General features: G+C 48.7%; 19 protein-coding genes. 14 read left to right on the top strand and 5 right to left on the bottom strand.

The features are described from left to right. The first annotated feature begins 8 nt into the window (after positions 1-8). Complete coding sequence (locus tag PMG25_RS23740) at positions 9-3,968, top strand: CHAT domain-containing protein (RefSeq protein WP_283769365.1); 3,960 nt, start codon at positions 9-11, stop codon at positions 3,966-3,968. 239 nt (positions 3,969-4,207) lie between these two features. On the opposite strand, the gene PMG25_RS23735 is transcribed toward PMG25_RS23740, so the two are convergent. Both PMG25_RS23735 and dxs read right to left on the bottom strand, forming a co-directional pair. Further along, entirely contained in the window at positions 4,208-5,113 is a 906-nt protein-coding gene (locus PMG25_RS23735) for an RpnC/YadD family protein (protein WP_283769364.1), read from the bottom strand. A gap of 232 nt (positions 5,114-5,345) precedes the next feature. Further along, positions 5,346-7,256 carry a 1-deoxy-D-xylulose-5-phosphate synthase gene (gene dxs, locus PMG25_RS23730; protein ID WP_283769363.1) on the bottom strand — a complete coding sequence of 637 codons (1,911 nt, stop codon included), beginning with the start codon at positions 7,254-7,256 and terminating at the stop codon, positions 5,346-5,348. A 151-nt stretch (positions 7,257-7,407) separates the two neighbouring features. Here dxs and PMG25_RS23725 point away from each other — a divergent pair, with 151 nt between their 5' ends. From PMG25_RS23725 to PMG25_RS24590, 5 genes are all read left to right on the top strand, one after another. Next, positions 7,408-8,028 carry a hypothetical protein gene (locus PMG25_RS23725; RefSeq protein WP_283769362.1) on the top strand — a complete coding sequence of 207 codons (621 nt, stop codon included), beginning with the start codon at positions 7,408-7,410 and terminating at the stop codon, positions 8,026-8,028. A gap of 129 nt (positions 8,029-8,157) precedes the next feature. Further along, entirely contained in the window at positions 8,158-8,487 is a 330-nt protein-coding gene (locus PMG25_RS23720; RefSeq protein WP_283769361.1) for a hypothetical protein, read from the top strand. Positions 8,488-8,671: 184 nt separating this feature from the next. Further along, positions 8,672-10,648 carry a molecular chaperone HtpG gene (gene htpG, locus PMG25_RS23715; protein WP_283769360.1) on the top strand — a complete coding sequence of 659 codons (1,977 nt, stop codon included), beginning with the start codon at positions 8,672-8,674 and terminating at the stop codon, positions 10,646-10,648. Positions 10,649-10,871: 223 nt separating this feature from the next. Next, the gene (vap15, locus tag PMG25_RS23710) at positions 10,872-11,096 is read left to right on the top strand and encodes a type II toxin-antitoxin system VapB15 family antitoxin (protein ID WP_347178934.1); all 225 of its coding nucleotides are present in this window, start codon (positions 10,872-10,874) and stop codon (positions 11,094-11,096) included. Next, positions 11,065-11,400, top strand: a complete 336-nt coding sequence (locus tag PMG25_RS24590; RefSeq protein ID WP_347178933.1) for a putative toxin-antitoxin system toxin component, PIN family — start codon at positions 11,065-11,067, stop codon at positions 11,398-11,400. Before vap15 ends, PMG25_RS24590 begins: the two co-directional genes overlap by 32 nt. A gap of 84 nt (positions 11,401-11,484) precedes the next feature. On the opposite strand, the gene PMG25_RS23705 is transcribed toward PMG25_RS24590, so the two are convergent. Further along, on the bottom strand, positions 11,485-11,808 hold the full coding sequence (locus tag PMG25_RS23705; RefSeq protein WP_283769358.1) for a helix-turn-helix domain-containing protein: 324 nt from the start codon (positions 11,806-11,808) through the stop codon (positions 11,485-11,487). 341 nt (positions 11,809-12,149) lie between these two features. On the opposite strand from PMG25_RS23705, the gene PMG25_RS23700 reads away from it, so the two are divergent. From PMG25_RS23700 to PMG25_RS23670, 7 genes are all read left to right on the top strand, one after another. Beyond that, positions 12,150-12,695: a DUF2808 domain-containing protein gene (locus PMG25_RS23700; RefSeq protein WP_283769357.1), complete on the top strand. Its 546-nt coding sequence runs from the start codon at positions 12,150-12,152 to the stop codon at positions 12,693-12,695. 149 nt (positions 12,696-12,844) lie between these two features. Further along, positions 12,845-12,982, top strand: a complete 138-nt coding sequence (gene rpmH, locus PMG25_RS23695) for a 50S ribosomal protein L34 (RefSeq protein WP_283769356.1) — start codon at positions 12,845-12,847, stop codon at positions 12,980-12,982. A 118-nt stretch (positions 12,983-13,100) separates the two neighbouring features. Then, positions 13,101-13,478: a ribonuclease P protein component gene (gene rnpA, locus PMG25_RS23690; protein ID WP_283769355.1), complete on the top strand. Its 378-nt coding sequence runs from the start codon at positions 13,101-13,103 to the stop codon at positions 13,476-13,478. Next, positions 13,468-13,869: a PH domain-containing protein gene (locus tag PMG25_RS23685; protein WP_283769354.1), complete on the top strand. Its 402-nt coding sequence runs from the start codon at positions 13,468-13,470 to the stop codon at positions 13,867-13,869. The genes rnpA and PMG25_RS23685 overlap by 11 nt, the downstream gene beginning before the upstream one ends. Positions 13,870-14,033: 164 nt before the next feature. After that, positions 14,034-15,218, top strand: a complete 1,185-nt coding sequence (gene yidC, locus PMG25_RS23680; protein WP_283769353.1) for a membrane protein insertase YidC — start codon at positions 14,034-14,036, stop codon at positions 15,216-15,218. Positions 15,219-15,245: 27 nt separating this feature from the next. Next, on the top strand, positions 15,246-15,737 hold the full coding sequence (locus tag PMG25_RS23675; protein ID WP_283769352.1) for a Jag family protein: 492 nt from the start codon (positions 15,246-15,248) through the stop codon (positions 15,735-15,737). A gap of 19 nt (positions 15,738-15,756) precedes the next feature. Beyond that, positions 15,757-16,275 carry a YceD family protein gene (locus PMG25_RS23670; protein WP_283769351.1) on the top strand — a complete coding sequence of 173 codons (519 nt, stop codon included), beginning with the start codon at positions 15,757-15,759 and terminating at the stop codon, positions 16,273-16,275. A 121-nt stretch (positions 16,276-16,396) separates the two neighbouring features. Here PMG25_RS23670 and PMG25_RS23665 read toward each other — a convergent pair whose 3' ends face one another. Next, positions 16,397-17,401 carry an adenosine kinase gene (locus PMG25_RS23665; protein ID WP_283769350.1) on the bottom strand — a complete coding sequence of 335 codons (1,005 nt, stop codon included), beginning with the start codon at positions 17,399-17,401 and terminating at the stop codon, positions 16,397-16,399. A gap of 99 nt (positions 17,402-17,500) precedes the next feature. Next, positions 17,501-19,504 (bottom strand): WD40 repeat domain-containing protein, encoded by a 2,004-nt coding sequence (locus PMG25_RS23660; protein ID WP_283769349.1) that lies wholly within the window; start codon positions 19,502-19,504, stop codon positions 17,501-17,503. Between the two features lie 107 nt (positions 19,505-19,611). On the opposite strand from PMG25_RS23660, the gene PMG25_RS23655 reads away from it, so the two are divergent. Next, complete coding sequence (locus PMG25_RS23655; RefSeq protein ID WP_283769348.1) at positions 19,612-20,286, top strand: hypothetical protein; 675 nt, start codon at positions 19,612-19,614, stop codon at positions 20,284-20,286. The last annotated feature ends 25 nt before the right edge of the window (positions 20,287-20,311 follow it).

Here is a 20,311-nt window from a genome sequence, read left to right as displayed (position 1 = left end):
ATTGAACCATGGACGAACAACGAATCGCACAATACGCGGAACTGATTCAAAAACTGCTCGCCTGTCCGAATGGTGAGGAACTGGAGATTCTGGAAGCCAATGTTGAACTGCTCGATGCGGGGTTATTGGCAGTGATGGCAGCTTATAGCCAATATCTTCGCAGTCAGGGAGAGGAGAATAACGCGAAGTGGTTAGAAGAGTTTGCCCAACACCTGGAACCAGCGATACGAGAAATGGGAGGCTCTGATAATGCCGAGAGTTGGGAAACCGTAAACCAGCAAATCGTGCAACTGTACCAACAGGGACAATATGCAGCCGCTATTCCCCTGGGAGAGAGGGCGATCGAACTGGCGCGGGAGCGGTGGGGGAATGAGCATGAAAACGTAGCCACGAGTCTGAACAACCTGGCAGAGTTGTACAAGTCTCAAGGCAGATACAGCGATGCCGAACCCCTGTACCAAGAAGCTTTAGCCATCATCCGCATCGCCCTACCCGAAAACCATCCCAACCTTGCCACCCACCTGAACAACCTGGCAGGGTTGTACCGGTCTCAAGGCAGATACACGGAAGCCGAACCCCTGTTCCAAGAAGCATTAGCCATCGACCGCATCGCCCTACCCGAAAACCATCCCGACCTTGCCACCCACCTGAACAACCTGGCAGTGTTGTACCGGTCTCAAGGCAGATACACGGAAGCCGAACCCCTGTTCCAAGAAGCATTAGCCATCGACCGCATCGCCCTACCCGAAAACCATCCCGACCTTGCCACCCACCTGAACAACCTGGCAGTGTTGTACCGGTCTCAAGGCAGATACACGGAAGCCGAACCCCTGTTCCAAGAAGCATTAGCCATCGACCGCATCGCCCTACCCGAACACCATCCCAACCTTGCCACCCACCTGAACAACCTGGCAGGGTTGTACCGGTCTCAAGGCAGATACACGGAAGCCGAACCCCTGTACCAAGAAGCATTAGCGATCGCCCGCCTCGCCCTACCCGAAAACCATCCCTCCCTTGCCACGAGTCTGAACAACCTGGCTCTGTTGTACCAGTCTCAAGGCAGATACACCGATGCCGAACCCCTGTACCAAGAAGCGATCGCCATAGACCGCATCGCCCTACCCGAAAACCATCCCTCCCTTGCCACCCACCTGAACAACCTGGCTGGGTTGTACCAGTCTCAAGGCAGATACACGGAAGCCGAACCCCTGTTCCAAGAAGCATTAGCCATCGACCGCATCGCCCTACCCGAACACCATCCCAACCTTGCCACCCACCTGAACAACCTGGCAGGGTTGTACCGGTCTCAAGGCAGATACACGGAAGCCGAACCCCTGTACCAAGAAGCATTAGCCATCGACCGCATCGCCCTACCCGAAAACCATCCCGACCTTGCCACCCACCTGAACAACCTGGCAGTGTTGTACCGGTCTCAAGGCAGATACACGGAAGCCGAACCCCTGTTCCAAGAAGCATTAGCCATCGACCGCATCGCCCTACCCGAACACCATCCCGACCTTGCCACCCACCTGAACAACCTGGCTCTGTTGTACGAGGCTCAAGGCAGATACACGGAAGCCTTGGAGCAATTCCAAGCTTCTCTGGAGTGCGAACAAAACCGACTGCGCTATATCTTCAGCACCCATTCTGACCGGGAGCGCCGGGAATATCTGCAATCCAACCGCGACACCTATGATTTATTCCTTAGCCTGGTTTCCCAGTATCTAGCCGATGACCCGGAAGCGGTGGGGGCTGCCCTCGATGCCGTGTTGCGCCGCAAGTCCCTGACCACGGCAGCTTTGGCGGCCCAGAGTGCGGTTATCCATGGGGGGCGCTATGGAGAAACGGTGATGGCTCTGTTCCGTCAGTGGCAAGACGCTCTGGAGCAACTGCGGGAAGCGACGTATAGCCCACCCCCTCCCCAGATTGACCCAGAGGTTGACCGAAAACAGCGCCAGGAGCATCGCCAGCGCGTCAAAGAGCTGCAAACTGAAGCGGAAAGCCTGGAAAAACAATTAGCCAAGGAAGTGCCGGAACTGCAACTGAACCAAGACACCATTAACCGGCAAGGGGTTGCCGACCAACTGCCGGAAGGTTCGGCCCTGGTGGAGTTTGTCCTCTTCCAACGCTATGATTTTGATGGAGAAAAAGGCAAGGAGTGGCAAGAGGAGCGCTATCTGGCGTTTACGGTGATGGCGCATCAACCGGAGCAGGTGCGGTTAATTGATTTAGGAGAAGCGGAAGCCTTGGACGGGTTGATTACCCAGTTTCGCGGCTATTTTACCGGCTCAGGGGATAACCTGGCGCGTCATAAGCCTGGGTTTGCCGAGCAGCAAGCGCAGAAGCAGAAGCAGGAACAGGAGCAAGTCTATCGGGTTCTCTGCCAACCGTTGATTGAGGCGTTGGCTGGGGTTTCCCACTGGTTCCTGGCTCCGGATGGGGCGCTGAATTTGCTGCCGTTTCAGATTTTGCCGATGCCCTCTCCCCCAGCCCCTCTCCCACGGGCGAGGGGGGTTGGAGATTGCTTCGTTCCACTGCGTTCCACTCGCAATGACGTAGAAGAGGGGTCTGTCATGGCGACCGAAGGGAAGCCATCTCTTTCCTCTCCCGACACTGGAGATTGCTTCGCTCCACTGCGTTCTGCTCGCAATGACATAGAAGAAGAGTCTGTCATGGCGACCGAAGGGAAGCCATCTCTTTCTTCTCCCGATACTGGAGATTGCTTCGCTCCACTGCGTTCCACTCGCAATGACGGGGGGGAGGAGGGGAAGCCATCCCAGGGTTATCTGGCCAATATATATAGTATGAGTTACCTGAGTTCAGGACGCGACCTGCTGCCGCGCCAGTTACCGAAGCGTAAGCTGAATGTGTGTCCGGCAACGATTCTGGCTGACCCTGATTATGATTGGGATGGGGTTCCCTTCGACTCCGCTCAGGGTACGGACGCTCAGGGTACAGACGCTCCCTTCGACTCCGCTCAGGGTACGCAGAGTGAGTTGGGAGGGGAAACCCTAACCACCCTCTCCGGGTTTGGTCGTGCCGTGGGAACGGATATCTTTGGTCGCCAAGTGGCTGAACGGCTGGGAACACAAGCCTATCTGGATAAGGAAGCCGTCTCCACCCATCTCACCCATAGCGCCTGTCCGCGCATCCTGGCTATTGCCACCCACGGCTTCGCCCGCACGGGACAAAAGCCTTATGTTGAGTTTGTTCTAGCGTTACTTGTGGCTAACCCCGAACAGGAAACCCAACTCTTTGAGCAACATTCTGACTTAATGAACCCGCACCTATTAGAAGAGGTCGAGCAAGTTATCCAATATTGCCAAGATAATAATTATCCCGAATTTACCCAACGCCTCCGCGCTCTAACCCCCAACATCCAAGCCTACCTCAACGCCCATCCCCCCAGCCGCCTAGACTCGGAAGCGGCGGAGGATGCCATGTACCGGGCGGGGGTTGCCCTGGCAGGAGCGAATATCTGGAACCAGGGTAAGCCGCTCCCAGAGGGGATGAAGGGGGTGCTGTTGGCTCAGGATATTGCTGCCTTAGACCTGTGGGGCAATGAACTGAGCGCCCTGATTGCCTGCCAAACGGGACTCGGTGAGGTGGCCTCTGGCGAGGGCGTGTTTGGCTTACGCCGGGCGTTTGTGGTCGCCGGGTCAAAAACCCTAATCATGAGCCTCTGGTCAGTTCCCGCCCTAGCGACGGCGTATCTGATGGAACGCTTCTTCCACCACCTGGAGGAAGGTCTAGGACGCGCCGCAGCCCTTGCCCATGCTCAGTCTGATGTCTGCAACGTCACGGCTGGGGAGTTGCGCCAGTCGGACTTAGGGCAGAGTATTTTACAGGAACAAAAGAGAAATTACGCAGATGAAGAGCGTCCCCTGTCCCATCCCTATTATTGGGGTGCGTGGGTATGTCAGGGAGATATTGGGCAATTGTCAGTGGCTGCAATGACAAGTGTTTAAGCGGATTTTATATCAAGTTCGGTGACTCAGTTATAATATGTCATTGCGAAGGTCGCGCAAGCGGAATGAAGCAATCTCAACCATCTCGTAAGTCTCGGCGATTGCTTCCCTGCGATCGCAATGACAACTGTTTCACCGGACTTGATATTAATTGTTTCGGCTGTCGCCAATATGAAAGTTGTTAATTGATATTACCACGATAGACACGCTAGAAAACCGGCTTCTGGGAAACAAGGGCATTAATTCTCCGGACTAAACCGGGCTAACAACTCCTCACGAGACGCTTGCATACAAATAGGAATCAACTCTTCTAGAGCCAGTTCCATCATGCTCTCTATCATTCCCACTAACTCCTCATCCAAAGAACCAAAGCGAGTCCTTAGTAGCATTTCAATAGTCACTCGTTTAGTCTGCTGAATACCTTGTTGAACACCTTCTTGTACTGTATCTTCTCGCCATTTTAAGTAAGCGGGGGTTAATTCCATAACTAACTCCTGGTCTTCTGGATTGAGATCTATTTTAGCTTGTACATTAATTCGCCATACGCCAATGAGTTCTAGAATATTACGCCGTTGGGGATCATCATCTGGCAGCTCTAGCACGTGTTGGATGGCTCTTTTCTGGGTTCCTCCTTTTCCCAACAGTCTTAACCAGAGGGTTTCTGGGGTTTCGGGGAGTTGGTTAATGGCGATAATTCCGGTGTGGAAAAGCTCGGCAAATCGGTAAACTCCCCTACACCAGTTCTTTGCATCTGAGTGAGCGCCACACAGGGTTAACACTTTTTTGGATACGGTGGGGGTTAAAATCCACAGATTCGGTAAGGTTTGGGTATCTATGGGTTGTTTGTCTCGTGTTGCCTGACGATAGAATTCTCCATGGATGTACAGCAGTTTGAGGACACAACTACTAATTTCTCGTTTACTGGGACAGTTGCGAAACGGTTCCCATAGGCAAGGGGTAGAGGCAAGTTGAGCGAGTAAACCCAAGGGTGGAGGGTTACTGGGAGGTTCCGGGGAGGGTTGGAAAAAGAGGTCAATTTGCAGGGTTTCCCCTGGAATTTCGCGACTAATTTCTACGGTTCCCAGGGGTTCGAGCAGTTCTTTTAGGTACTGTTTGGCAAATTGATCGTGAGGTTGCCGAGTCATGGCAATTAACAATGAACAATGAACAATGAACAATTTTCATGTCGGCGACAGCCGAAACAATGGATTTGTAGGGGCGGGTTAACCCCATAACTAGAAGACTCACCAGCCCATTTTGTAAACCCGCCCCCCTTCTCTGTCTCCCTCCAGAGTTTACGTCTATACAAACCAGAAGTGTTGTAGATGGGATGGGGAGATGGCTTATTCCCCATTCCCCATTCCCTATTCCCTAAAATTAAGCGTTGACGGGGGTGGGTTGTTTTTGGAAAAAACGATCGCGGATTGAATCTGCCATTTGTGCTGGCATTAATCCTAAATCGGTTTTCGATTGATCGGGCGTAGCATGATCCACGAGGATATCGGGAACACCTAAACGCTGCACGGGAACCACGATATTGGCATCCATGAGCGCTTCCGCAATACCGGAACCGAAACCGCCGATTAAACTGCCTTCTTCGAGGGTGGCAACGCGACCGATTTTTTCGGCTAAGGGTAGAATCAATTCGGTGTCTAAGGGTTTGGCAAAGCGAGCGTTAACCACGGTGGTTTCGACTCCATGTTCGCTCAACAACTCGGCTACCTGTAGGGCAGGATGCACCATGGAACCATAGGCAACTAAGAGTAAATCATCGCCATTGCGTAAGATTTCCCCTTTGCCAATTTCCAAGGGTTCCCAGCCTTCTTCCATCAGAGGCACACCGTAACCATTGCCGCGAGGATAGCGCATGGCGATCGGGCCGTCGGTATAATTAATGCCGGTGACGATCATCCGTTGCAGTTCGCCTTCATCTTTGGGAGCCATCAGCACCAAATTGGGCAAGCAGCGCAAGTAAGAAATATCATACATGCCTTGGTGGGTGGGGCCGTCTGCACCGACAATTCCCGCCCGGTCTAAACAGAAGAAGACGGGGAGCTTTTGGATACAGACATCATGGATCACTTGGTCGTAAGCCCGTTGCAGGAAGGTGGAATAAATAGCAGCAACTGGCCGCATTCCTTCGCAAGCTAACCCGGCAGCCAGGGTAACGGCATGTTGTTCGGCAATACCGACATCAATATACTGGTCGGGTAATTTGGCGTGGAGTTTGTCGAGACCGGTTCCTGTGGCCATGGCTGCGGTAATGCCGATGATTTTGGGGTCATTTTCCGCCAGTTGGGTGAGGGTATGGGCAAAGACTTTGGAGTAGGAGGGCGGTTTGGGCTTATTGGAGGGGATGGCCTTACCCGTGGCTAAGTTAAAGGGACTTTGGGCATGATAGCCGACTTGATCGTTTTCGGCGATCGCATAACCTTTTCCTTTTGTCGTGGACACATGCACCAATACCGGCCCCTCAATTTTGTGGGCTTGCTCAAACGTGGTGATTAGCTCCTGCAAGTCGTGGCCATCCACCGGCCCCATGTAGGTGAAGCCCAATTCCTCAATCACAGCCCCGACTTTAGACACAGCCAAGCGCTTCATGCCTTCCTTGACTCGTTCCATCTCTGGGGTGAAGGTTTCTCCTAAGAAGGGAATATGCTTAAACTGCTCTTCCAAGTTATCGGTCAAAAACTGCATCTGCGGACTGAGACGCATTTTATTCAGATACCGGGAAATGGCTCCCACATTGGGAGAAATGGACATTTCATTATCATTTAAGACCACCAAGAGGCGCGTATGGGGTAAATGGCCGGCATGGTTAATGGCTTCTAGGGCCATTCCTCCGGTGAGCGATCCATCGCCAATGATGGCAGCCACGTTGTAATTTTCGCCCATCCTATCCCGTGCCAAAGCCATGCCCAGCGCCGCAGAAATGCTCGTAGAAGCGTGTCCAGCACCAAAATGGTCAAATTTGCTCTCCGATCGCTTTAAATAGCCTGCAACGCCATCTTTTTGCCGTAAGGTATGAAATTGGTTGTAGCGTCCCGTAATCATTTTATGGGGATAGGCTTGGTGACCCACATCCCAAACGACTTTATCGTGGTCAAGATCCAGGGTTTGATAGAGGGCTAAGGTGAGTTCAACCACGCCTAAACCGGGGCCTAAATGACCTCCACTAGCGGCGATCGTTTGCAGATGCTTTTCTCGGATCTGACGTGCGACTTGTTCCAATTGGGCAATGGACAGGCCATGCAATTGGTTGGGGTGAGTGAGTTCACTTAAATGCATAGGTAAGGTGTCCTCGGTTTTCTATAAACTTAGTTTTCCATACCTTATCCACTGTAAATTATTAGAGTGCAGTTGTAGCTTCTAATCTCACTGCAAAGTAATAATTAGAAACAACTGCTGGCCCTGTTGTGTTTTGTGAGGAGTCGTAAGGATGCCTAATCCTAAATTTTGCCTAATGTCTGCCTTGAGTCCCTTGATGGGTGGGGTTTTGCTCGCCGCCTTCAGTGCTGTATTTGCGCCCTCCCAACCGGCGATCGCCCGGAATGGCTTTGAAACCTGTAATTATGAGTTAGCTCAGATGGGTATCTCTGCTCCAGAGCGCTCTAGAGCTTGTGGTGCAGCTTTATATCCCAGGGATATTTCTGCCTGTGTCATCAGAATTGCCAATGATAATGATGATATTGGCCCGTCAGCCGCTTTATCCACTTGTCGCCAAGTGCGTCGTCCTTTAGATTTAGCCAGTTGTGTCACTGATATTAATCGCCTAGATGAATCCGATCTGATCGCGACTACTGCCCTAGAGACTTGTCGGCGATCGCTTTTACCCCGACGTTTTTCCCAATGTGTGGTCGGGATCACTCGCGATATGGACTTAACTCCACAAACGGCGATCGCCGATTGTATTGAAGCTCGCGAAAAACCCAGAGGATTCTATCCCGATTTATCCAGGGTTGGCCAACCTTTAGCCCCCACTCCCGGAGCGCCTCCACCCCTACCCCTAATTCCTGGTATTGAACCGGATTTAGATCAGTTAGGTATTCCCAGTCGATAGGCTGAGGTAGGAGGGGGGATCGAGAAATGGAGTATCTCCCCCATCCTCCCCATCCTGATGAATCCTAACCAAGCTATGGCAAACTATATAACGGCAACTAAGTGATCGCGTGAAGGTGTGAACGCAACCATGAGTGAATTTTTAGATTATCTCAAACCCAACTATAAGTATGCTTATGTGGCAGTGGGTGAATTTAAGCCGGGTAAGTTTGCTGAGGCAAGAGAGCTGTACGAAGAGGCGATCGCCACCTATAGCGAAGGATTTGAGGGAGCCTACTTGCTGCAAGAACCCGGAACAGACCGGGGGATTGCCGTCATCTTCTGGGATCATATTGAGGATATGGAAGCCAATAAGAATGAGGCCAATGAAAAGATTTTACACAAGATGCTACCGTTGTTTGTTGAGCCTCCGGTGACCACGTTCTATCAAGTTTGTAGTGAAATCCGTCCCCAATCTTAAACGGCGATCGCCTCCTCCTTCTTCTGTCATTTTCCGTGAGTGGCAGAAGAGCGCTATCACAACGGCTAGAAAGTAGGGAGATCCGAATCAAGGGTACGGTGCAGTCGTCTAGGCAAAGTAGCCTCAATCTTCCAAAATTAGAATATCTATCTATGTAACTTCTCGCTATCCTTTATTATCAACGATGACGACTGTACTTGAACAAGGCACAATCAATATTCATACCGAGAATATTTTCCCGATTATCAAAAAATCCCTCTATTCTGACCATGAGATTTTCTTTCGGGAATTGGTTTCTAATGCGGTAGATGCGATCGCCAAATTAAAAATGGTCTCCCACACCGATGAATTTTCCGGTGAAGTCGGAGAACCCGAAATTGTCATTAGCCTCGATAAAGAGAAGAAAACCCTCTCCATTAGCGATAATGGCATCGGCATGACGGCTGATGAAGTCAAAAAATATATCAACCAAGTCGCCTTTTCTAGTGCGGAAGAATTCCTAGAAAAGTATAAGGGAACCACAGAAGAAGGGATTATCGGCCATTTTGGTCTAGGATTTTACTCCTCCTTCATGGTCGCCAAACAAGTTGAAATTGATACCCTATCTTATCGAGACGGAGCGCAAGCGGTTCATTGGACTTGTGATGGTTCCCCAGCCTTCAAGCTCGAAGATTCGGAGCGTACTACCCGTGGAACCACCATTATTCTGACTCTGATGGATGAAGAGGAAGAATACTTAGAACCCACTCGGATTAAGCAGTTGGTGAAAACCTACTGTGATTTTATGCCGGTTTCCATTATGCTCGATGGGGAGCAAATTAATAAACGGGATGCTCTATGGCGACAATCTCCACGAGATCTGACGGATGAGGACTATCTAGAGTTCTATCGCTACCTCTATCCCTTCCAAGAGGAACCCCTGCTCTGGATTCATCTGAAAACCGATTATCCTTTCCTGCTTAATGGGATTTTGTATTTCCCAAAACTGAAACCGGATGTAGATGTCACCAAAGGACAGATTAAGCTGTTCTGTAATCAGGTGTTCGTCTCCGAGCATTGCGAGGAGATTATTCCGAAGTTCCTGCTTCCCATGCGCGGGGTGATTGACAGTCCTGATATTCCCCTGAATGTGTCCCGTTCTGCTTTGCAAATGGATCGCACCGTTCGCAGGATAGCAGACTTTGTGGCTAAAAAAGTCGGCGATCGCCTCAAAGAACAATACCGCGACTCCCGCGAAGACTACATCAAGAGCTGGAAAGACTTAGGCACATTCGTTAAATTTGGCTGCCTCAACGACGACAAATTCAAAGGGCAAGTCGAAGATATCGTCATCTACCGTACCACTTGGGACGGCGAAAGTGCCGACAGTTCCCCAGAAGTGCAAGTGCAAACGGAAGGAGACGACGCTTGGCAAGAGGTGCAACCGAGCAACAAAGACGCGCAAGGGCATACCTATAGCACCTTAAAAGAATACCTGGAGCGCAACAAAGAGCGCCACGAAAATCGGGTCTTCTACTGCACCGATGAAGTGAATCAAGGAACCTATATCCAACTTCACCAAAATCAAGGATTAGAAGTTCTCTATATGGACTCCTTCATCGATCCTCACTTTATCAGCTTCCTAGAGCGCGAGCATTCCGATGTCAAGTTTGCCCGCGTCGATGCCGAAATTGATGAGCAATTGTTGGATAAGGAAAACGACAAAGAAATTGTCGATCCGAAAACCAATACCACTGCCAGCGAACAGATTAAAGAACTGTTCGAGAAAGCGCTGAATAAACCCAAACTTCAGATTCGCACAGAATCTTTGAAAGGCAATAATAACGAGCAAAACCCACCCGCAATGGTGTTATTGCCAGAATTCATGCGTCGCTTGCAGGAAATGAACGCCATGTTCCAACAAGAAACAGCCAAGTTTCCCGAAGAGCATATTCTGTTAGTCAATACCGCTCACCCCTTAATTCAAGACTTATTGCGCTTGAGTCAAGGCACAATTATTTCCGGTGAAGGATCTTCTCCTTCTGCGGAATTAGCCAATCTGATTTGCAATCAAGTTTACGATTTGGCGCTGATGGCACAAAAAGGCTTTGATGCCGGTGGTATGAAGTCTTTTGTCGATCGTTCGACGCAAGTCTTAACCCGCTTAACGGCGAAAGCGTAATCATCAAGCCAATTTGTAGTAGACCGGCAAGCTTAAAATTGGGGGTAAGAGTGTAGGTTGGGTTGAGGAACGAAACCCAACACCCGTCTGACGAAAGTTGGGTTTCACTTCGTTCAACCCAACCTACAGTTTTAAGCTTGCCAAGCCAGTAGGGGCGGGTTTTACCCAAATCTAGAATACCCACCCATAACTTCCCTAAACCCGCCCCCACCAATACACCCAGATTAATCATCTCTCGCTCAACTTTGAGCAAGTTTTAACCTTGGTCAAACAACTACCCGAACCCGAAAAACTGCAATTAAGTCAAGCACTGGCTAGAGAATTGTTAGATAGTAAATTAACCACCCTTTTAGAGTCTTTCAAAACTGATGAACTATCGCTAGATACAATTACTCAAGAGGTTGAAGCCGTGAGAAGTGAAATTTATACTCAACAATCAGCCAACTAAAGTCATTATCGATACTAATCTTTGGATTAGTTTCTTGATTGGTAAGGAATTAGCGAGTCTGAAAGAATTACTCGTCAATCAGAGGATTCAAGTGGTCTTATGCGACCAAATCAAAGAAGAAATTAATCGAGTGATACAAAGACCAAAGCTACAAAAATATTTTTCAGCCGAGAAAGTCCAAGAACTGCTAGAGTTTTTAGGGATAATTGGTGTATCTATAGACATTGTATCAGAGGTCTCTATTTGTCGGGATACCAAAGATGATTACAGGGGATGTAGATTTATTAACTTTAGGGGAGTTTGATGGGACAAAAATTTTAACTTACCAGGATTTTTTAGAGGAAATAAATCCATGATACCTAGCCTGGCGATCGCCCTTAATTTTCCCTTACAATGTAACCACCCGTGTTTGAGCTTCTGTACAAGACTTGGGTTTGACTACAATTTCCACATCTCTACCCAATGCATTCAGAAACCGAAATAACCGGGTAGTGGAAAACCCAGACAGCTTTCCATTGACTAATGCTGACACTTTAGGCTGGTCAATTCCTAGCAGTTTTGCTGCCTCAGTTTGAGTCATATTTTGAGCAGAAATAATACTACTAATTCTTCGAGCTAATTCTGCCTTGACCAGTAATTCTTCAGCGTTCTCTAACTCTAAATCGGCAAATATGTTACTACTTCCAGTTTGGACTGGGATAGGTTGATTCATGGTTTTCTTGCTTCGTATAATTCTCTGAATAATGTTCTTTAGCGCGTTTAAGCCTGGCCTCAATTAACTCAATATCTTGCTTAGGCGTTGCAATTCCTTGTTTTGACTTCCATGCCTCAATTATGCTACTTGTGGTAGATCAGATCAATGCCGGAGTATTTACAGTCCCAGTTTCTCTGTGCGGGTGGCGATCGCTCCTAGGTATGTTGGCACCTTTTCAGCCTGCCTTACGTCCGGATTAGGGCCCTAAGAAGGTGACGTTTGTCAATCTTGGGGTTTCTTTTGGTAAAGTTAAGTAACGGTATCTTAAATCAAGGATGAGTGGATTTAGCGGTTTTCCTATGCACAAAACATTAAAGTCAATCAAGTATCCTCTATTAGCTGCGGCGATCGCCACCGGCCTCGTGGCCGCTGTACCCACCCTAACCCTCGCCAATGGCTTACCCGGACTCACCATCTTTGGTGGCCCAGGACGGGAAAATACCCTGCCCTTCCGCCTCGACTATGATGGTATTGCCAATGAATGGGATCGTTATCGGTTCCGGGTTCCCACCAAGAAGCTCACCGAAGCCGTTCAGTCCTTTACCATCTCCTATTCCGAGAGTCCCGCCAACTTTACGGGGAAAATCAGTCCCGATGACGTGGAAGTACGGATCAAAGGAGAAACCCAACCCCTAGAAGAGGTGATTTGGGATAAGGAAAATAAGGTGGTGGAGATTTATCCAGAAAATCCTATCCCCGCAGGAACGGCAGGATTAGAATTGGTCTTTTCCAATGTCAAAAACCCCGGATTTGGCATTTATCGGTTTAAGTGCTTAATTTTCACCCCTGGAGAAGTGCCTCTTCCCCGCTATATTGGCACATGGGAACTGAGCATCAGCCCATAATTGATAGGGAATGGGGAATAGGGAATAGGGAATAGAGTTTCCCTGTTCTACCCTTTCCGCCTTTGAGGATACATCCCACAAGATATGGTAGAATAAGCGATTGTGGCATTTTTATTCGAGTCGCTAATTATTTAGGTGAAACAAATTCTATGAGTAAACGCACCTTAGAAGGAACCAACCGCAAACAAAAGAGAACATCAGGATTTCGGGCCCGGATGCGGAGCCATACCGGCCGCCGAGTGATTCGCTCCCGTAGAAAAAAAGGTCGTCATCGGTTAAGCGTTTAAGCTTTGAGAGCCTCGCTTGGTAAAAGTGGGAGAATGGGGAAGATAGGGGAGATGGGGGATTAACTTTTACCTATTCCCTATTCCCTAATCCCTATTCCCTATTCCCTATTCCCTAATCATGCTCCCCAAAGCTAACCGACTTAAAAATCGACGAGATTTTGTCGGGGTCTATCGTCAAGGTATCCGACAGGAAAGTGCCCATTTGACCCTAAGAGCTTTAGGGCCAAAGCTTTCTCCTTCGCAAAATGCCCGCCGTCCTAGCCATCCCACCCAAATCGGCATTGTGATTGCCAAAAAAGTTGATAAACGAGCAGTTTATCGCAATCGGATCAAACGGCAAATTCGGGCCAAACTGCGCCAGCTCCTGCCTGAAATTCAGAGGGGGTGGCGATTGGTTTTCATTGTGCGCCCAAGCATTCAATCCTGCAATTCTGGCGAATTTCTGCGAGAATTAGAGCAGTTATTGGCACAGGCAGAGGTACTGAATGGGAATTAAAGAAGATGTAATTTATGAGGGTGGCCCCCATGTTGGAGATTTAATCTTCAATATTTTGATTGGTTTTACAATCATTGCCCTTCCTCTAACGATTGGTTCGATGATTCGAGCCATTTGGTCTCGATATCGGATTACCAATCGTCGGATATCGACCACTGGAGGATGGATGGGGCGCAACCGCACTGATGTGATTTACTCAGAAATGGCCCAGGTGGTGGTGGTTCCTAGGGGGTTTGGTGCTTGGGGGGATATGGTGATTACCCTGAAGGACGGCAGCCGCCTAGAAATGCGATCGCTTCCCCAGTTTCGAGAACTGTATGACTATATCAATAGCAAAATCTCCAAAAACGCCCAAACTAAAAGTGGCTCTGCGGGTCAGGTTAAAGCCTAATCCCGATCTTTGTCCGAGGACAGTAAAAACCCTGGAAATGGGGACTTTTGACTGTCCTTGGTCAACATTGATTAAATATTGATCTCAGATTAATCAGATCAAGCCTCCGACAATCAGATACACTGAAGAGGCAGTTCCTCAGCGCAAAGGTTAACTCACGACGAATGGATTTTGGTATTGGTTTTCTTTCCAGCAATGTTATGCTACCGATCCTGGACTTTTTCTACGGGATCGTACCGAGCTATGGTTTGGCGATCGTCGCCCTAACCTTGGTGATTCGATTTGCTCTGTATCCCCTGAGTGCCGGATCAATTCGCAGTATGCGCCGCTCTCGTGTGGTACAACCCTACATGCAGAAGCGACAAGAAGAAATTCGCAATCGGTATAAAGACAATCCTGAAAAACAACAGGAAGAGATGGCGAAGCTCTTCAAAGAAGTGGGTAATCCCTTAGCCGGATGTTTGCCCGTGCTAATCCAAATGCCGGTGCTATTTGCCCTGTTTGCGACGTTGCGAGGATCGCCGTTTGCAGATGTCAACTATACGGTGGATGTGCAAATCTTTCCCCAAGAACAGATTGAGCGAATTCAACCGCAAATTTATGCCACTAAACCCCAGAATATCTATATAGAAGATGGAGTTCACGCTAAAGTAGCAGCAATTTTGCCCGGAGGGAATAAGATTGGCGTGGGCGAAAAAACGCAAATTAATCTGCAAACTGTAGAAGGACAAACGGTTAACGAGTTGGTGGCTCAGTATCCGGATCAGGTGCAAAAGCTGCAACCGAGTTGGACAGTAACCAAAGGTGAAGAGCTGGTAGAGGTAAATCCTGATGGTACATTGGTGGCCCGCCAACCAGGGGAAGTCACCCTTCAAGGTACGGTTCCCGGATTAGCCGCACAGAAAGGATTTTTGTTCATTCAAGCTCTGGGACGAGTCGGGGCTTTTGATGATAATGGCAATATTAACTTCGATATCCTGGGGATGATCTTGTTCTTCGGGGTCAGTTTGTATCTTAACCAGGTGCTGTCTGGCCAGGGAGCAAGCACGAATGATGCCAATTCTCAACAACAAACTATCAATAAGATTACACCGGTGATCTTTACGGGGATGTTTTTATTCTTTCCCTTACCGGCTGGGGTTTTGATGTATATGGTGATTGCTAATATTTTCCAAACGGCACAAACGTTTATTTTGTCTAAGGAACCGTTGCCGGAAAATATCCAGAAGTTGGTTGAGGAAAAAGGACTGAGCGTTAGTCCTGCGGGTACGATATCTGAGAATCGCTCGGATCTGCCTTTTGAAAAGCGGTCGAAAAAGAAAAGTAAACCGGAATCGAAAAAGAAATAGGCATCGGTAGCAGCGATGAAGGAAACCATGCAAAAGCGGGGCCAGCAGTGGCTAGAAGACCTGTTGAAAAAGATGGGACTAGCTACTGCGGTGAGGGTGGAGGTGATTGAAGGATGGTCAGGACAGGAAACGTCTTGGTTGATCATTGACCCTTCACCCTTGAGTGCGTCTCAGATTGAACAGTTGGTGGGTACGGGTGGGGAAAGTTTGGATGCGATTCAGTATCTGATTAATGCGATTCTGAATCTGGGACAAGACCGAGAGGAACAGGGGTCGTTTACTTTGGAGTTGAATGGCTATCGTCATCAGCGACAGCAGGAAGTGCAGAAGATGGCTGAGGTGGCGGCCTATACGGTGCGTCAAACGGCGATTGAGTATGAGATGAAGGCGCTGTCATCGGCGGAGAGGAGGGAGGTACATCAGTTTCTGCAATCTTATGAGGATCTGGAAACGGAGAGTGTGGGTAAGGAGCCTCATAGACGGTTGATTGTGCGACAGCGACCCCAGATTGGGGAGTAGTTGGCAAGGAGGTGGAAGGATGCAGATGATCCATATTCCTGGGTTGTTGAAGTGCCCAGAGGGAAGGCTGAAGATTGAGGTTGATCAGTATCTGGATGGGTTGGATTCTTTGATGCCGGTTCAGGGCTGGATGAAGATGATTCACCAAGGGAGCTATTTGGAGGTGAAGGCGATCGCCGAGACGATTGTAACTCTAAAGTGCGATCGCTGTCTGCAACAGTATAATCATCGACTGCGGGCGAAGGCGAAGGAGTTGATTTGGCTCGACCCCAATGCGGATACCCTCAATGACAATTTACCCTTAGAGCGGGAAGTGCCGTTAGAGGATTTGGTGGAAACCCTCTCCCCCAATGGCCATTTTGACCCAGAAAGCTGGCTCTATGAACAGCTTTGCTTACGACTTCCCCATCGGCAACTCTGCGATAAAGATTGTCCAGGGATTGAGGTGAATCAGGAAATGGCTGAGAGTGAGGAGACTGCTGTAGATAGCCGTTGGTCTGCTTTGGCTAATCTGAAGGATCAATTGGGGCGATCGTAATGTTGGCTCGTAGAGCGTAGGGTGGGCAGGAAAAGGCCGCAATATCATTCAAATTCTACAAGCAGACCCTGCCCACCTTACTGCTATAGTTTAATGGATTATCCGGACTTGATATTACCCATTACCGCGAAGGGGAAAGAATGGTTGCCATCTGGTCAACGGGTGCTTTTTCTAACCGGGGGCCTTGGATCTGGACGATCGCCGATCCGAGACAATTACCCCAACGAGCAGCTTGTGCTGCACTATAGCCATGAGTGAGACCATATAACGCACCACCAGCAAAGGCATCCCCTGCGCCTACAGTATCTAGGGGTTTGACAGGAAATCCTTCTACGGTCACAACTTGTTTATTTTCTACTACCAAACAGCCCTTATCACTATCCGTAATAAACGCCAGATTAACCATGTCTGCGATCTTTTGGGCACAAGCGTCGAGGTCTTCTAAGTCTAAAAACTGACGAATTTCATCCGCATTGCAAAACAGCACATCGCAATAATCGGTGACCACTTTACGGAAATCATCGCGGAAACTATGCAATAAAAATGGATCGGAAAGGGTAAAAGAGACTTTCACCCCATGGCGCTTAGATTGCTCCATGGTCTCAATACAAGCTTGGCGGGGATCGTCTGCTGTCCAGAGATAACCTTCTACATAGCTATATTGACAGCGCTTGAGCTTCTCGACATCAATATCACTGGGGGCGAGGGTACTCGAAACTCCCAAATTGGTACACATGGTGCGCTCTGCATCAGGGGTGGTTAAGACCACACAAGTCCCTGTGGGGCCGTTTGTTAGGGAGGCAGGTTCAACTTCAAATTCAATTCCTGCCGCTTTCATATCTTGGGCATAAAACTCGCCGTTCTCATCTTGGCTGACTTTACCGGTGTAAAAGCCTGTACCGCCACTTTGGGCGATCGCGATCATGGTATTAGCCGCAGAGCCTCCAGACCTTAATTGTAGGGCATCTCGCTGGAGTCCTGCTAAAATTTTCCCCTGAGCTTTGGTATCTACCAGGGTCATGACTCCGCGATCGAGGGCCTGTTCAGTAATAAACTGGTCTTCAACAAAGGCCAACACATCCACTAAAGCATTACCGACACCAAAGACATCCAACTGATTACTCATGTTGATTACTAATTCTCCTTATTTGCAGTAGGTTACAGCACTTTTTGCTGCTATGAGATCCCTTAAGATTCCTCTCAATTCCCCTTTTAATGTAATCCATTAGGGCCACACCTGCTGGGATTGTCCCGCAATCAAGTCCCATAAGCGGATGGTTTTGTCGCTGCTACCGGTGGCTAGGGTGCGATTATTGGGGTGAATAGCTATGGCTGAAACACCACCCGTATGACCCCTTAAGGTATGTACTAACTCCCCGGTAACTAGGTTCCAAACTTTGACCTCTCCGGCACTTGACCCGGTGACTATATAACGGGCATCCTGAGTCATAGCGAGCGATCGCACTTGGGCCCCTTTTTCCTGTAAACGGCGACTGGTGGGAATCTCTTCCTTTCCTTCTTCAACGGGTCGCAAATCCCACACGCGCACCTGGCCATCTTCTCCTCCGGAGGCTAAGAGTTTACCATCTCTTGTCAGTGCCAACCCGTAGACTGCACCCTGATGAGCGGGGAAACTAGAGACTAACTCTAAGCGATTTAAATCCCACAGGTAGATCTGACCCTCGGCGCTGCCGCAGGCTAACCAACGGCGATCGCCACTCAAGGTAACTGTATAAATGGTGGCTTCGGGGCCGCCGAGGGTTTTCAGCAACACCCCGGTTTGTAGATCCCATAGCTTGACGGTGCGATCGTCTCCTCCACTGACCAATAGTTGATTATCAGCACTAATCTCTAAGCCATACACCCCACCCCGATGGGCCGTCAAGGTCTCAATTAAGCGGCCGGTAATCCAATTCCACAGCTTAATTTTGCCGTCAAAACTGCCACTCGCAATTACCGGTTGAATGGGACTGATCGCTAAAGACCAAACGGAGGTTTCATGACTGGAAAAAGTCTGTAGAGGGGATGAATTCTCCCGTGCCGCAACAGGCCAAATCTTCAGGCTTTCGTCTAAACTGCCACTAATTAACAGATCCCCTGTACCCGTAAATCCTAGGGCGGAAATCATGTCGCCATGGGGGGTAAAAGTGTCGGGAAATAGGCGAGTATCGAGATTCCAGAGATTGACTAGGCTATCATCTCCCCCACTAATGAGGGAGCGACGATCTGGGGTAAAGGCGATCGCGCTCACTCCCGTTTCATGACCTGAAAACGTCTGAATTGGCGATCGCGTGGCCAAATTCCATAACTTCACTGTTCCATCGTCGCTTCCACTGGCTAAAATATTTCCGGTGGGGCTGAATTTAAGAGACAAAACCCCCATGCGATGGCCGGTTAACAGGGTTTCCGGTTGTCGGGTTCGTACATTCCAAACGGCGATCGCCTCCTCAAACCCACTACTGGCTAAAAACTGTCCATCTTCACTCAAGGCCAAGGCTAAAACCCCACCGGTTGGCGACTCAAATATCTGTTGTTCTTCACCCGTATGCAAATTCCAAAACCGAATTGTGGCATCCGCACTGCCACTAATTAGGGTATTCCCATCGGGAGTAAACGTTAGTGCTTGTACCCAATCTTCATGACCCTCTAAAACCCCGATCGCCTTTCCCGTTTCCAAATTCCACAAATGAATCGTGCGATCCAATCCCCCACTGGCTAAAATGCGGCCATCGGGACTAATGGCCAAGGCTAAAATACCATTGCGATGACCCGTAAACGTGGTCATTTCTTCTCCCGTTGCCGTATTCCAAACTTTAATGGTGCGGTCTAAACTGCCACTGGCCATTAATTTCCCCCGTGGACTCATGGCCAACGCTAACACTGCTTCCGTATGGCCCGTGAGTGTTCCTCTAGGGCGATTTTCCCACAAATCCCACAGATAAATCTGATTCTCTTCCCCTGCACTGACAATCAACCGACCATTGGTACTGACGGCGACGGCCTTTACTGCTCCGGTATGTTCCGATAACTGCTGAGTTGGTGGAATTCCGGCGGGGATATTACGCAGACGCTGAACCGGTTGGGCGATAATGCTACGCATCCCTGACGCGATAATGCTACGCATCCCTGACGCGATCGCTCCCTCCATTGCCCATATCAGTCCTGAACCTTGCACCAGCACAGAAATGGCCGATATCCATACTCTCTTAAATAAGGTTGAATATTTCATAAACTTGAGGTTAATCCCCAAAATTCAGCTTAAAATAGAAAATGGGAACTTAAGAATTTATTTTTAAGTCATTCTATTATAATGTATCACTTCAGGAGTTGAGAGTCATGAATTATTTTGCCATCGTCATGCAGATGCTACGGGAGCGAAATTCATTCATGGAGGAAATTTACCAAGGGATCAAAATTAAATCTAAAATTACGGGATTATTCATTTCTAGCTCCATATTTTTCGCCTTTTATGGATTAATCATGGGAGCCTATGGGCATTGGTATCAATCTTTGGTTTCAGCCATCAAACTCCCTGCTCTTTATTTGCTCACCTTAATCATCTGTTTCCCTACATTATATCTGTTTAACGTCTTATTTGGCTCTAAATGTAATGCCGAACAATATCTCTGTTTACTCATGAGTGCCATGGGACTAATTAGTATTTTGCTTTGTGGCTTTGCCCCCATCACTGTTTTCTTCCTGTTAAGCATCCCCGACTATCACTTTTATCTTCTCTTAAATGTTGTAATCATGGGGATTACTGGATTGTTTGGAATTCAGTTTTTTTACGAAGGAATGAAACAACTGATGAAAATCGATGACATTGGTTATGAAATTCGCCACAAAATTCTTTTGGGATGGCTTTTTTTATATGGCATCATTGGCAGTCAACTCAGTTGGACTCTGCGACCTTTCATGGGAACTCCAGGAGAACCATTTCAGCTATTTCGTCCTTTAGAAAGTAACTTTTATAGTGCGGTCTTTAAGTCTTTTATTGCCTTGTTTAACTAATCTCAACTTGTCTCATCCTTATGTT

The sequence above is a fragment of the Roseofilum capinflatum BLCC-M114 genome (genome assembly GCF_030068505.1).
Classification (GTDB): domain Bacteria; phylum Cyanobacteriota; class Cyanobacteriia; order Cyanobacteriales; family Desertifilaceae; genus Roseofilum; species Roseofilum capinflatum.
This window is presented reverse-complemented; position numbering and strand designations above follow the sequence as displayed.

Coding starts and splice junctions, on each gene's coding strand:
- PMG25_RS23740 (WP_283769365.1), top strand. CDS start 9: ATGGACGAACAACGAATCGCACAATACGCGGAACTGATTCAAAAACTG.
- PMG25_RS23735 (WP_283769364.1), bottom strand. CDS start 5,113: ATGACTCGGCAACCTCACGATCAATTTGCCAAACAGTACCTAAAAGAA.
- dxs (WP_283769363.1), bottom strand. CDS start 7,256: ATGCATTTAAGTGAACTCACTCACCCCAACCAATTGCATGGCCTGTCC.
- PMG25_RS23725 (WP_283769362.1), top strand. CDS start 7,408: ATGCCTAATCCTAAATTTTGCCTAATGTCTGCCTTGAGTCCCTTGATG.
- PMG25_RS23720 (WP_283769361.1), top strand. CDS start 8,158: ATGAGTGAATTTTTAGATTATCTCAAACCCAACTATAAGTATGCTTAT.
- htpG (WP_283769360.1), top strand. CDS start 8,672: ATGACGACTGTACTTGAACAAGGCACAATCAATATTCATACCGAGAAT.
- PMG25_RS23705 (WP_283769358.1), bottom strand. CDS start 11,808: ATGAATCAACCTATCCCAGTCCAAACTGGAAGTAGTAACATATTTGCC.
- PMG25_RS23700 (WP_283769357.1), top strand. CDS start 12,150: ATGCACAAAACATTAAAGTCAATCAAGTATCCTCTATTAGCTGCGGCG.
- rpmH (WP_283769356.1), top strand. CDS start 12,845: ATGAGTAAACGCACCTTAGAAGGAACCAACCGCAAACAAAAGAGAACA.
- rnpA (WP_283769355.1), top strand. CDS start 13,101: ATGCTCCCCAAAGCTAACCGACTTAAAAATCGACGAGATTTTGTCGGG.
- PMG25_RS23685 (WP_283769354.1), top strand. CDS start 13,468: ATGGGAATTAAAGAAGATGTAATTTATGAGGGTGGCCCCCATGTTGGA.
- yidC (WP_283769353.1), top strand. CDS start 14,034: ATGGATTTTGGTATTGGTTTTCTTTCCAGCAATGTTATGCTACCGATC.
- PMG25_RS23675 (WP_283769352.1), top strand. CDS start 15,246: ATGCAAAAGCGGGGCCAGCAGTGGCTAGAAGACCTGTTGAAAAAGATG.
- PMG25_RS23670 (WP_283769351.1), top strand. CDS start 15,757: ATGCAGATGATCCATATTCCTGGGTTGTTGAAGTGCCCAGAGGGAAGG.
- PMG25_RS23665 (WP_283769350.1), bottom strand. CDS start 17,401: ATGAGTAATCAGTTGGATGTCTTTGGTGTCGGTAATGCTTTAGTGGAT.
- PMG25_RS23660 (WP_283769349.1), bottom strand. CDS start 19,504: ATGAAATATTCAACCTTATTTAAGAGAGTATGGATATCGGCCATTTCT.
- PMG25_RS23655 (WP_283769348.1), top strand. CDS start 19,612: ATGAATTATTTTGCCATCGTCATGCAGATGCTACGGGAGCGAAATTCA.